This window comes from Enterococcus sp. DIV1328a (assembly GCF_050536905.1).
Taxonomy (GTDB): Bacteria; Bacillota; Bacilli; order Lactobacillales; family Enterococcaceae; genus Enterococcus; species Enterococcus faecalis.
Genome location: NZ_CP172912.1, coordinates 1554492 through 1567144, shown reverse-complemented (window position 1 = coordinate 1567144; position 12653 = coordinate 1554492). Strand labels below are relative to the sequence as shown.

Annotated in this window: 15 protein-coding genes; 10 read left to right on the top strand and 5 right to left on the bottom strand. The window is 34.6% G+C overall.

Annotation, left to right across the window (positions count from 1 at the left end; all coding sequences use genetic code 11):
* The first annotated feature begins 27 nt into the window (after positions 1 to 27).
* Complete coding sequence (locus IGL93_RS07550; RefSeq protein WP_010775918.1) at positions 28 to 1206, top strand: tyrosine-type recombinase/integrase; 1179 nt, start codon at positions 28 to 30, stop codon at positions 1204 to 1206.
* A 223-nt stretch (positions 1207 to 1429) separates the two neighbouring features.
* Here the strand turns inward: IGL93_RS07550 and IGL93_RS07545 are convergent, their stop codons facing one another.
* Positions 1430 to 2335, bottom strand: coding sequence for a polysaccharide deacetylase family protein (locus IGL93_RS07545; RefSeq protein WP_010775917.1), 906 nt, complete (start codon positions 2333 to 2335; stop codon positions 1430 to 1432).
* 223 nt (positions 2336 to 2558) lie between these two features.
* Here IGL93_RS07545 and yqeK point away from each other — a divergent pair, with 223 nt between their 5' ends.
* The 3 genes from yqeK (at position 2559) to IGL93_RS07530 (ending at position 5308) form a co-directional block, all read left to right on the top strand.
* Entirely contained in the window at positions 2559 to 3137 is a 579-nt protein-coding gene (gene yqeK, locus IGL93_RS07540) for a bis(5'-nucleosyl)-tetraphosphatase (symmetrical) YqeK (protein WP_010775916.1), read from the top strand.
* Between the two features lie 90 nt (positions 3138 to 3227).
* Positions 3228 to 4220, top strand: a complete 993-nt coding sequence (locus tag IGL93_RS07535) for a DUF4767 domain-containing protein (RefSeq protein WP_010775915.1) — start codon at positions 3228 to 3230, stop codon at positions 4218 to 4220.
* Between the two features lie 335 nt (positions 4221 to 4555).
* On the top strand, positions 4556 to 5308 hold the full coding sequence (locus IGL93_RS07530) for a DeoR/GlpR family DNA-binding transcription regulator (protein WP_002369238.1): 753 nt from the start codon (positions 4556 to 4558) through the stop codon (positions 5306 to 5308).
* Between the two features lie 40 nt (positions 5309 to 5348).
* Here IGL93_RS07530 and IGL93_RS07525 read toward each other — a convergent pair whose 3' ends face one another.
* The 3 genes from IGL93_RS07525 to IGL93_RS07515 all read right to left on the bottom strand — a co-directional run bounded on the left by IGL93_RS07525 (position 5349) and on the right by IGL93_RS07515 (position 7645).
* On the bottom strand, positions 5349 to 6752 hold the full coding sequence (locus IGL93_RS07525; RefSeq protein WP_002357183.1) for a PTS galactitol transporter subunit IIC: 1404 nt from the start codon (positions 6750 to 6752) through the stop codon (positions 5349 to 5351).
* A 94-nt stretch (positions 6753 to 6846) separates the two neighbouring features.
* On the bottom strand, positions 6847 to 7149 hold the full coding sequence (locus IGL93_RS07520) for a PTS fructose transporter subunit IIB (protein ID WP_002357185.1): 303 nt from the start codon (positions 7147 to 7149) through the stop codon (positions 6847 to 6849).
* Position 7150: 1 nt separating this feature from the next.
* Positions 7151 to 7645 carry a PTS sugar transporter subunit IIA gene (locus tag IGL93_RS07515; RefSeq protein WP_002357187.1) on the bottom strand — a complete coding sequence of 165 codons (495 nt, stop codon included), beginning with the start codon at positions 7643 to 7645 and terminating at the stop codon, positions 7151 to 7153.
* Positions 7646 to 7867: 222 nt separating this feature from the next.
* Here IGL93_RS07515 and lacA point away from each other — a divergent pair, with 222 nt between their 5' ends.
* A complete protein-coding gene (lacA, locus tag IGL93_RS07510; protein ID WP_010713306.1) occupies positions 7868 to 8296 on the top strand; it encodes a galactose-6-phosphate isomerase subunit LacA in 429 nt (142 codons plus the stop codon).
* Positions 8297 to 8321: 25 nt separating this feature from the next.
* A complete protein-coding gene (lacB, locus tag IGL93_RS07505; RefSeq protein ID WP_002374591.1) occupies positions 8322 to 8837 on the top strand; it encodes a galactose-6-phosphate isomerase subunit LacB in 516 nt (171 codons plus the stop codon).
* Between the two features lie 245 nt (positions 8838 to 9082).
* Here lacB and IGL93_RS07500 read toward each other — a convergent pair whose 3' ends face one another.
* Entirely contained in the window at positions 9083 to 9370 is a 288-nt protein-coding gene (locus IGL93_RS07500) for a hypothetical protein (protein ID WP_002369241.1), read from the bottom strand.
* A gap of 581 nt (positions 9371 to 9951) precedes the next feature.
* On the opposite strand from IGL93_RS07500, the gene IGL93_RS07495 reads away from it, so the two are divergent.
* Genes IGL93_RS07495 through IGL93_RS07480 form a run of 4 tightly spaced genes read left to right on the top strand, consistent with a single transcriptional unit; the run spans position 9952 to position 12624 of the window.
* Complete coding sequence (locus IGL93_RS07495) at positions 9952 to 10383, top strand: PTS sugar transporter subunit IIA (RefSeq protein ID WP_010713307.1); 432 nt, start codon at positions 9952 to 9954, stop codon at positions 10381 to 10383.
* 14 nt (positions 10384 to 10397) lie between these two features.
* A complete protein-coding gene (locus tag IGL93_RS07490; protein WP_002357192.1) occupies positions 10398 to 10895 on the top strand; it encodes a PTS system mannose/fructose/N-acetylgalactosamine-transporter subunit IIB in 498 nt (165 codons plus the stop codon).
* A 33-nt stretch (positions 10896 to 10928) separates the two neighbouring features.
* Positions 10929 to 11780, top strand: a complete 852-nt coding sequence (locus tag IGL93_RS07485) for a PTS mannose/fructose/sorbose/N-acetylgalactosamine transporter subunit IIC (protein ID WP_002357194.1) — start codon at positions 10929 to 10931, stop codon at positions 11778 to 11780.
* Positions 11755 to 12624, top strand: coding sequence for a PTS system mannose/fructose/sorbose family transporter subunit IID (locus tag IGL93_RS07480; RefSeq protein WP_002382434.1), 870 nt, complete (start codon positions 11755 to 11757; stop codon positions 12622 to 12624). The genes IGL93_RS07485 and IGL93_RS07480 overlap by 26 nt, the downstream gene beginning before the upstream one ends.
* Positions 12625 to 12653 lie beyond the last annotated feature (29 nt).

The following is a 12653-nucleotide window of genomic DNA, read 5'->3' as shown; positions in this document are numbered from 1 at the left end:
CCTTCAAATTGAGGAGGAAATGTAAGAATGGAAACAAAAGATTGTTTTAAAAAACATATTGGTACTTCTGGTGAAGTTACTTGGTATTTTCAAGCATTCCGAACAACACGAAGAGGATTTAAAACAAAGAGAGAGGCGCAACTAGAATTCTTGGAATTGAAAAAAAGTCGACAAAAAAGAAGGAAGTTTGTTAATTCAAATGAAAAATTTTCACTTGTTGCAGATCAGTGGTTTATGTACTATAAATCCTTGAACGAGCAAAAGGTAAGCACATATGATAAACGTTCTGAATTAGTAGGAGCTTTGAACAGATGGCTAGGTGAAAAGAAATTAATTGATTTAACTCCTGATTTTTTAGAAGAATTAATGTTTTCTTTAAAAGAACGAGGAATAAATGGTGAGACTCGAGGATACGCAAAGAACACATTGTATTCTTTAAGACAAACGCTAAATATGATTTTTAAGTATTGTGTAAAAAAAGGAATGCTGAGTGATAATCCTCTAACGAATGTTCCAATGCCAAAATATCAAAAAAGTGTGACGGATTTAAAAAAATCATTGAATTCCCTAGATGAAAAATATCTTACAATTGATGAACTTAGAATGCTGTTAAATTATTCAATTCTTCATGAAGAATTACCGCTTGCTACACTTTTTCATGTCTTATTTTATACTGGTTGTCGCATTAGCGAAGCCTTAGCTTTGCAAACAGAAGATATTGACTTTGAAAATAATGAAATTCTTTTTTATAAGCAAACTTCTGTAAAAGGAAAACAAATTGATTTTAAAATTGAGACTACTAAGTCAGTAAGTTCTGCAAGGCGAGTAGTAGTAACTGATTTAGTTATGGAAAAGTTGCAACAACTAATAACAGTTTTGGATAATCTGAATTCACAAGTTCCGTTTAGGGTGAAAGAGAACTATCTTTTTGTTTATCTATCTCCATTTAAGAGAGGAATACCTTATCGAAGAGAATATGTAAATGATCACATAAAGCGTTGTGTGGAACGTTGTGGAATTACTAAACCATTCCATACACACTTAACTCGACATACAATGGCAAGCTTAGTTGCACAGCATTGTAGCTGGGAAGTTCTAAAAGGACGATTAGGACATGCTGATAAATCTACGTCTGAAATTTATCGCCATTTAACTTCGGAAGAAAAAATGAAACCTTTGAAAGCATTTGAAATATTAGAAAGTTAAACTCAAATATTATGCAGTCACAGTGTAGTCAAGCCAATACAAATGGCTTTAAATCAATACAAAACAAGCTTTTCACATGAATCAAAGAAATCCGTCGTTAATCTTTACTATTCGACAAACGAACACCCTCTTGCTCAGCAAGAGGGTGTTTTTGTGTGTAATTAAGTAGAAAATCAACATTGACTAAGACCAGAAATACTTTCTATAGTTGTTCCTAGTTGCTCTAATATAAGACACCAAATTGATAACCATTTGCTTGATAAAACTCTATTAATTGTGGCAATGCTTGTTTTGTTAATTCCTTATCTACTGAATCATGCATTAAGACTACTCTAATATTATAATCCGGATAAACCTCAAGTGAATGTTGATGGAAAGCAAGCATTTCTGCGACTGTAGTAGGCTGTCTGTCTAACGGCTCCGCATCCCCAACCATCGCATTCCAGTCAATCCAATGGATGCCAAGTTGTTTGAATAATTCATCAGATTTTTCTGTACCTCCCCATGACATATGACCTCCTGGGTATCGCCAGAGAGTTGTTTGAAATGTTTCGCCCAATATTTTTTTAAGAGAGTTCTCCATGTCCGCTATTTCCGCTTGTATTTCTTCAGTGTTGACAATCCCGTTTGGATATAACGTTGCATAATCATGAGTTGAACTATGAAAGCCTATTGAATGTCCTTCTGCAACTTCGCGTTTCACTATCTTTTGATTTTCGGAAGTTAGGGTATTTCCTACAAGAAAAAAAGTTGCGTGGACGTTATACTTTTTTAATGCATCTAGGACTTGTGGGGTTATTTGATTATTAACGCCATCATCAAAGGTTAAGAATACTAATTTTTCACCTTTGTAAGGTTCTTCTCCAGTTATATATTTTCTGATTTTGTCTGCTGAGTAAGCATATTTTTTTGATGAAATAGTCATGTGTGTTGATTCCTTTTCTAACTTGGTCGGGGAATCTTTTTTTGCAGTTGAATTTTTAGTCGATGTCTGCGTAGTATCATCATTTTTACTTGTTATCTTGGGTTGAGTTAAAAGGAACGTTTGAATGAAAACAAGAACAATGAGGATTAACGCACTAAATAATACATACCCGTTTATTTTGAATTTTCTTTTCTTATGTCGCATACTTTCACTCCTCTTTGGTTAATGAAAAAGTTAAAAAATACACCTCCACGTTATACAAAATTGAACGTCCTATTAGTTATAGACGAATTTGAGGACCAAAAAGTTTCAATTTTTTCAATTTAGTTAGTTGTTTATTTAATAAAAAATAAAAGGTTGCTAGAGGATGAAAGGAGTATAATTTATTTATCTAGAAGAGTAATCGGAATGAGAAAGGACTGTGGAAATGGATCATCAACAGGTGTTGAAAAATGAAATTAAACAATATTTAGTGAGTAAAAACTGTGAGAAGACGTATTATCATTGTATGGAAGTTGGAGAGTATGCCTATCAACTTGGTGAAAAATATTTAACTAGTCCAGAAAAAGTAAGTATTGCAGGATATTTACACGATATCTCTGCGGTTTATCCAAATAATCAGAGAATTAATGTCGCACAAAAATATGGGATTGAATTAAACGAAGCAGAAATGGCCTTTCCAATGATAATTCATCAAAAAATTTCTAAGTCTATTGCGAAAATGGATTTTGGTATTGAAGACAATGAAATTTTATCAGCTATTGAATGCCATACAACATTGAAGAAAAACTATTCGGACATAGATTTAGTTTTGTTTGTCGCTGATAAAATAAAGTGGGATCAAGAAGGTAAACCACCATACTTAGATGGTTTATTACAAGCTTTAAATTGTTCTTTAGAAAATGCCGCATATTTCTATATCGATTATATTTTGAAACACGATATTAAAGTCGTGCATCCTTGGTTATGGGATGCTTACAATCAACTTAATTTGATAATTAAATAACAAATAAACATAGTCGTTTTTAATCGAGTTTTGCTGGTGAGAAAAGTGGAAAAGTAGTACAGTATTCTTGTCAGAAAGAAGGGATTCCCAATGAAAAAAATAATCTTGATAGGTCTTTTATTGAGTATTTTATCAGGATGTTCTTCCAACAAAAGTGGTGATAGCACTGCAAGCAAGCCGACAGCAACATCAGAAATGAAAGCACCTGTTACCGTTAACAACAGCCAAGCAAGTCAAATGAGCACGGAGTCAAAATCTAGTACGACTCAAAGTAATTCTTCTGCTTCTAGTAAAGCTGAAAATCAGTTGTGGTCTGCGCAAAAAAAGGCACAGCTACAACAATTTATGGCTGATTGGGGGCAACGGATGAACCAAACGTATAAAGAATATACACCAGGAAATTCAATCAATTTCAATGGCATCCAAGCGCCTGATGGTCTAGTAGGAAATGCTACTATGCAACCAGCGATTGATCAGCATCCCATTTATTTAGAATGGTCTGAAAATGGACAAGTGAAGGATGGATATGCGTTAGTTGCTGTTTACTCTGATGCAGAAACGCAACCAGAAATGCAAAAGCATTTGTATTTATTCACCATCGTTAACAATCATCCCTTAGTTTTAGTGACGATGCAAAATCAAGGAGATCCTTATGGCTATCTGTATTTTGGAGCAACAGATAATGCAGAGTTGAGGGCTGGGTTTGAAAAAATTGTAGGTGCCCCGTCAATTACTAAAGAACAAATCCCAAATATTTCAGTCAATCCGTGGTCTTCAAAAGAGGAAGCGATTGATTTTTACGAAGGAATGTATAAAAACACGGCAAACGAAATTTCAACTCAAATTGACTGGCATAACTATCAGCGGGCAAATTGGCGCGAGGTAGAAACAAAAGGCGACACGTTGACATTGCATTTTGCCAACGTGGGCGGTGCTGGGGGCTCATACACACAATTCACGAAAGTTGGTACGAATACTGTTGTTGTATCATTTGATGGTAATGCCGCTTATCCCGATAACCCAAGTAGCGTCTTGCTTGTGCAAAACAGTGATTATAAAGTTTTAAGGACTTTGAATCAGTAATAGGGGAAATACGTCGCTTACTTAAACATAGGCAAAGGCGGGGTGCTTACCATTTTATAAGTAACCTGCCTTTGCCTATGTGCTATTTTTTTGGATAGAGGTGCTCAGAGTAGGGGATGTTTTTCTGGGAAGTTTTTATGCTAGATCTCTATTTGACTAGGCTCAAATAGATCTAAATCAATCGTTGGAGTGATATCTGTTTATATAAAGATAGGCTAAATCGTCAATTTTTTAAAAATCGTCGTTCATGTTAAAATAAATGGAGAAATGTTTTAGTATTCATAGTAAGTATTTTATCGTAGAATAAAAGATATACTAACAATGGAGCGATGAAAATGCTAAAAGAAGAAAGATTAAATGCGATAGTCTCTCTAGTAGATCAAAAAGGGGCAATCAAAGTTACTGAAATTATGGAACGATTAAATGTTTCGGATATGACTGTTCGTAGAGATTTGACAGAATTAGAAGCAGCGGGGCGTTTAAAACGAGTACATGGAGGAGCTAGCAGTTTAAATACATATCGTCCACATGAATTGTCTCATGCTGATAAACAAATTATTAATAGTGTTGAAAAAAAAGAAATTGTCCAAAAAGCATTAAGTTTAATTCACGAAGAAGAAACTATCTTCCTAGGACCAGGAACAACTATTGAACTTTTGGCCGAGGCAATGGAATTTAAACATTTAAGAGTAGTAACAAACTGTTTGCCTGTGTTTGAAACGTTAAGTAAAAAAAAGAATGCGTTGACCATTTATTTGGTTGGTGGAGAAATGCGACTTTTAACTAAATCTTTTTTTGGTGAAATCGCTAATAAAGCATTAGAAGAAATGCATTTCCATAAAGCATTTTTTAGTTGCAATGCGTTAAAAGATAATAAAATTATGACAGCCACTATTGAAGAAGGACAAACACAAGCAATTGCATTAGATAACTCAATAGAAAAATATTTATTAATGGATACTTCTAAAGTAGAGAAACAGGATTTTTATTCTTTTTATCAATTAGAAGAAGTGACAGCGGTAGTTACAAATAAAGATAAATTTGACACATCTAAAGTATTGGAAAAAGTTGTCAGGGTGATCTACTAAAAAGAAGAGGTGCAGATGCACCTCTTCTTTTTAGTTCCCCTTATTGAGCTTTTTGAGCATAAATAATATTTCGCTTCTTCATTTGTTTTGCATACCAAATGAAAATCAGTAGATAGGCGACTAGCGCCAGACATGCGTATAAAATAAATTCGAGTTGACCTTGTGATGCATTGCCGACTAAGTATCCTAAGAATTTTTCCATTGGCCCTTCCATGGTAGTATGTGAAATTAGAGTATTATTATTTAGACCCGCTGGGAAAGCACCAACTTTTTTTGCGGTTTCGGTAACGAACGGTGCAATTAGGGTACCAGACCATAAGAACAAAGGTAATTCGATTGCTCCAATGATAATCATTCGGATGAGTTTACCTCTTGTAACTACTAGTAGAGCAGGGGTTACACCCATTGCAATAATTCCGCCAAGTGGTAAAAGTTTATTGCCAGGTAGGACAATGGCTTCTAATAGCATAATTGGAGCCAATACGTTAGCTGCTGCCCAGATTTCAGCACGACCAGCTAAGAAAGGCCAATCTAAACCAATATTAAGTGTACGCCCTTTTAATTTATTCGAAGCAAAATCAGTGATACCTTGTGATAAAGGCTCAACTGCAGCGATAAACCAAGTTCCAATTAAAGAGAATAGTTCCAAACAGACTGCAGCCGTAAAGGATAGAGAAAAAATTTGCGTGGGTGTTTGGCCAGCTAAAAGACCCACAAAAATCCCTAAGTAAATTCCGATGGCAAATTTTGATCCCCAAAAGCCAATTTTACTATTCAATTTGGCAGCGTCAAAATCGTATTTATCTAACCAAGGGAAAAGCTTATCAAAAATTTTATCAAAAACCATAATGATTGGGTTCATCATATAGTTCATATGCGTGGTAGTCATAGGATTGGTATCTGGGGCGTTAAGTAAATCGTTAAACGTTGGTTTCATTAAGTCAGAATTGATAATTTTTAAAACACCTATGAAAATAACTAAGATTGTTGCAATTATTAAGTTTGCGCCACAAAAAATAGCAAATAAACCAACAATCGATAGATGCCAAATGTCGAAAATATCCACATCTAATGTGTTCGTTTTATTTAGAATTAACATAATGACATTGACAATCACCATAATTAAAAGAAAGTAAAGGGTGTAAGGAGATCCCCAAGTGATGGTGGCCAAAGGTGCCCAACCAACATCGGTAATATTTAAAGAAATTCCTGTACGTTCTACGAAAGAGGCCATTGCATCTGAGAAAGCAGTAGTTAAAATTCCTATAATAGCACTGATACCAGTTAAAGCAATTCCTAGTTTAAGACCACCTTCTAATGCGCGAGTGGGTTTTACCTTAAAACAAAGGGCAATCAGTGTTAAAACAATAGTCATTAAAGGAGCAGCACCTAAATCAATTAAAGGTTTAAAAATTGTATTTGCTAGGTCAATAATCGTATTCATTTATTTTCTCCTTCATAAGCTAAGATAACAAAATTTTTATCTTAGTTTTGTTATTGTTGACAATGAAGCGTAAGTAATTAGTCTAAAAAGGAAATCATTTGTTTAAAGAGTGAATGATACTTTCCATTTGTTGATAAACAGGTTCAGCCATTGCTGGAATTCGATAAAGAATTGCGCCTGCATCAACTACAGGAATCGTGATTGGGAAACCTAAATCTGTTTTGGCGATTTGGGCGAAAATATCATAATGGGATAGCATCTCTTGATTGATATCTTTAATCATTACGGCATCGCAAGAAACTTGGTAGCCTCTTTTAGATAATTCTGTTTCTAATGCAGATTTGATTTGATGGCTAGAGTTTACCCCAGCCCCACATGCAGCTAAAATTTTAATCATGTTAAATCTCTCCTTTAAAATTTTTTTGTAAAAAACGATAAACTTCTTCTTTATCTTCACATTGAAAAAAAGCCAATAGTGATGAACGGTCTGTCGTGTTAATAAAATCCATGATAGTCGCTAAAAGACCCGTTTGTTCAATACCGTTTTCATTTAAAATCATGAAAAGAAAGGAAACAGAGAGCGTTTCATCTGGGATAATCATGTTATGAAATGATAAGGATTGTTTCAATTTAATCGGGATAATTCTTGTCGTCCGTACAAAGGTACTTTCGGTATGCGGAATGGCGATATTCGGTAGTGCAGGATCAATCGGTGTTAAACTTAAACCAGTCGGATAGTTATGTTCTCGTTCCAATAAATTAGTTAGAAAATCAGGTGTAACTAATTTCTTTTTTAACAAGTCTAAATAAACTTCTTCAAAAACTTCTTCTTGTGTTTTTTTGTTTGAAATATAGGTAGTATCTAATGAAAAAATCGATGTTTTAATAACCATAGAACCCCTCGTTTCTTTAATATATTATTATTTATTTACAAGTATAATATAAAACGCTTTCAAAAAGATGTCAACACAATATTAAACAATAATAAACAAAAAAGAAAATAAATGTTGAATAAAGTTCGATATTGTTTTATTATGTTTTCGAGAAGGGGATTTGAGTTTAAAGAAAGGGACAGAATTTTAATAGTAGATACACGAGGTAAGGAGGAAAACAAAATGCGTGTCATACTTGGTTCAGATTTAGATGGAATAAAATTAAAAGCAGAAATGAAACAATACTTATTGCAAGAAAAAGTTGAGGTAATCGATAAAAGTGAAAGTGCTTCGGAAGACTTTATAGAAGCAACGCTTGCTGTGGCTCATGAAGTTTTAAAGGATACTGAAAGTTTAGGAATCATTTTTGATGGTTATGGGGCAGGTAGTTTTATGACTGCTGCTAAAATTAAAGGAATGATTGTCGCTGAGTTGTCAGATGAGCGTTCTGCATATATGGCGCGAGAACACAACAATGCTCGGATGATCACGGTGGGCGCAAAAATTGTTGGAACGGAACTAGCCAAAAACATAATAAAAGAATTCTTAACAGGTCATTATGCAGGCGGGCGTCATCAAATACGTGTAGATATGTTAAATAAAATGGCTTAACAAATAATAGAAAGGAAGTGTTTTTATGAAAATTGCCATTGGTTGTGATCATATTGTGACGGATACCAAAATAGCAGTTTCTGATTTTTTGAAAGCAAAGGGATATGAAATTTTAGATGTAGGCACGTATGATTTTACTCGAACTCACTATCCTATTTTCGGAAAAAAAGTGGGAGAAGCCGTAATGAGCAATCAGGCTGATTTGGGTATATGTATTTGCGGAACAGGCGTTGGAATTAACAATGCGGTTAACAAAGTGCCGGGTATCCGTTCTGCTTTAGTTCGCGATATGACTACAGCGTTGTATGCGAAAGAGGAATTGAACGCAAATGTTATTGGTTTCGGTGGGAAAATAACAGGAGAATTCTTGATCTGTGATATCGCTGCGGCCTTTATTGAAGCACACTATCATCCAACAGAAGACAACGAACAACTAATTGAAAAAATTAATCAAGTTGAAAAACAACATCCAGAACAACAAGATGCGCACTTTTTCGATGAATTTTTAGATAAATGGCAACGAGGAGTCTATCACGATTAGTACGTAATCAATGAGGGTTATTTGAGAAAGCGGTCTTAAATAATAATCATTGGTATTTGAGTTAAATTCCCCTTCATTAATTTTTATTGCTGTTTTAATGTGGCACTGTAAAGAGCATTATTAAGAAAAAGAAGTAACAAAGGAACAAATTGAAGGCTATACAGGTAACCATAAAAAGTACACGAGAAAAGAACTCGTGTACTTTTTATGGTTTCGCTGCTTGTTTTATTTTAGTAATTATTTTTCTATAAAAATAGTCCCAGAATTATTAAAATAATGCCGATAACTAAACTGCCGATGCCAGAAGCCGTACCATATTTTTTACCTAAATTTATATCAGTAGTATTTTTAGGAATCAAGTTTGAGAAAAAATAAAATTTTTTTACCAAGATTAGATATGCAACAAGTAAAAGTAATAATCCTAAGAGAAGATAACTAAGATTTTCAGCTAATAAATCTAGATGAGCTAATAACAATATCCCTAAAAAGAGGCCTACCAATCCATATTTCATCGTTTTTTCTTTTGCTGACATATAAATATCCCTACTTTACTTTTTAATTTATCAAGAGCATAAAACCATAGATTCGATATAAGTTCATTTTGTTGTATCCAAAAGAGGATGACCTGGAATGACCTATATAATTAGAAAATTGGAGTGATATATAGTTATTTTACCATAGCTTAAATGAGTTGATTAACTCCGAATAATGTACAACTATGTACACCTATTGTGGGTGGAATGTGTGTTGGGACTTTGCTAACCTAATAGTTGAAAAAATGAATCAATAAATTTAGAAAAGGGACTATTCAAACGTAAATTTTTTTGGAAATTGCTATATTATTTATTTTTTTAAGCGTAATCAACTAAATGTTTTTATGGATAAAGAAAGTCATTGTTCCTTGTCATCAAGCTACAACAGCCAAATTCATTAGAACTTTTTTAGTGAATGACTTTAATTTTAGAAAGGTACTGTTGTTAAACATTCATGCTATCAAAGGAGTGTGAGGCGAACGAAGCAAATATTTTCATTTTATAAAAGTTGTATTATGGACTCTTAAAAAGAGGTGATTTAAAAAATTTTGAAGTGGAAATGTTAAGAAAGGAGAGAGGAAATGACTTATTTAGTTCTGGTCAGTCATGGCGATTTTGCTAGAGGATTAAAAAATTCATTAGGAATGTTTGCTGGCGAGGAGATAGAGACAGTCAGAGTGTTTGGCTTACAACCTGGTGAATCTACCGATAATTTTGGTAAGCGGTTTCTTTGTGAGGTTGAAAAATTACCGCAGGAAACGAGGCTAATCGTTTTGGCTGATATTGTAGGCGGAAGTCCACTTGCTACTATTTGTAAAGTATTAGATAAGCAAAAAATGCTAGAAAATTCTCTGATTGTTGGAGGAGTGAATTTTCCAATGGCTTTAAATGCGCTTCTATTGAAAGAAACTAGTGAATTATCTGATTTGAAAAAAATGATAGTAGCAGATGCTTGTTATGGTATTAGAGAGTTAACTGTAACTGAAGACGATGTAACTGAAGAGGATATCTAAAGGAGAAGATGAACATGTCAATTTCTTTTGTTCGAATCGATGATCGAATGATTCATGGCTTAATTACTTTACGTTGGACTAAAGAAATGCCTTGTGATGGCATTATAGCTGTGAATGACAAAGCAGCAAGTAACCCTATTTTAAAGGAAGCATATAAAGCAGCTGCACAAGATAAAAAAACCTTTATTTGGACAATGGCGCATTTTTTTGATGTAAAGGATAAAGTATTAGCGTCTAAGTCAAAATACTTTTTGATTACAAAGAGCCCTTTGGATATGAAAAAAATTTTGGTAGATTGGCATTTTGTTCCAAGTGAAGTAAAAATGATTAATGTTGGACCGGGGAATGACCGCGAAGGGACAATTAAATTAGGGGATAACCAATCCTTTACAGCAGAAGAAGCAGCGGCTTTTGAAGAAATTGAAAAGGCTGGTTACAAAGTGGATTTTGCCTTGTTACCTGATCAACGAATTGGTTCTTGGGCGCATTTTAAAGCTAAATTTGGTTACTGATTCTAGAAGTTTTGAAAAGAGGAGAGTAGTATTATGACAATCAACTGGATACAAGCGGCTATTTTAGGCCTATTTGCTTGTCTGTGTTCAAATTCTTGTATGGCTGGACAAGCGGTGGGAAATTATACGATTGGGCGTCCTTTAGTCGGCGGATTAGTTTGTGGCATTATTTTAGGAGATTTAAAATTAGGAATCGCTTGTGGCGTAGCGATGCAATTAGTTTACATTGCTTTAGTCACACCTGGAGGCACAGTGTCTGCTGACGTGCGGGCAATTTCATATATCGGGATTCCTTTGGCGATGGTGGCGATTTCGACCAAAGGGTTAGATCCACTTGGCGGCTCTGCAGCCGACCTGGCTAAATCGGTCGGCACATTAGTTGGAACGATCGGAACGGTATTATTTTATTCTGTTGCTGCGTTAAATTTAGTTTGGCAATCGTTTGGTTGGAAAGATATAAAAAAAGGCAAGCTTGATCATTTATATGCCATTAATTTTGGTTGGCCGTGGATTTCTCATCTACTTTTTTCCTTTTTGCCAACCGTGATTTTAACCTATTTTGGGGCTACGGCTGTTACAGCAATGAGAGATGCATTACCTATGGATGGTCTTGCAATGAAAACGCTTTTTACTGTAGGTGGCATGCTTCCGTGTGTGGGAATTGCAATTTTGTTACGTCAAATTGTTAATAAGAACATTGATTTTGTCCCTTTTTTTGTAGGGTTCACATTAGCTGCTTCATTAAAACTCAATTTAGTCTCAATAACGATTATTGCGCTTCTTTTTGCTGTAATTTTTTATAAAATTGCTTTGATTAAAAACAATACTAAACTGGTTGATTCAACAGGAAGTCTAACGAATGATGACGAAGAGGAGGACATATGAGATGGAAGAGTTGAAAGCCAATAAATTAGACCAAAAAACGTTAAAGCATTCTTTTCATTTATGGTTTTGGGGAGCGTTAACTTGTTTTTCACAACAGCATATGCAAACCTTCGGCTATCTTTCTTCAATGCTTCCTATTATCAAAAAACTTTATCCAAAACATGAAGACCAAGTGAAAGCCATTCAAGCATATACAGCTTTTTTTAACACAAATCCAATGCTTGGAACGGTCATTGTTGGTGTGACTGCTAGTATGGAAGAGGCTAGAGCAAGTAAGAATGAAATTGATGGAGAAACCATTAATGATATGAGGGCAGGATTAATGGGACCAATTGCAGGGATTGGTGATTCATTAGTTGATGGTACCTTGATTCCTATCTTGTTAGGAATTTCCTTAGGAATGTCCACGGGCGGTTCGCCAATTGGTGCCATATTTTATATTATTGTTTGGACGTTAATTTCCTATTTTGGCCAACGCTTTTTGTATTTTAGAGGCTATCATTTTGGCGATAAAGCAGTAAGTTTCTTAGTTGGGAAAGAAGGAGCCGCCGTTAGAGTTGCTATCGGAGTTATCGGTAGTATGGTTGTTGGTGGGGTCCTTGCATCTTGGGTAAATGTAACTACTTCTCTTAAATTAATAGGTGCTGACGGAAAAGTTTTCCTTAAACTGCAAGATAAAATTGACAGTATTTATCCAGGATTATTAACGATACTTGTTACCTTGTTTTGTTGGTGGTTAATGTCAAAAAAACATGTTTCCGCTATTTGGACGATGCTTATTTTAGTTGTTATTTCTCTCGTTGGCGTTTTATTAGGTGTTTTCAATCCAGGATTAACTTACTGAACAATCACCAAAAAAGACTCTAAGTGTTA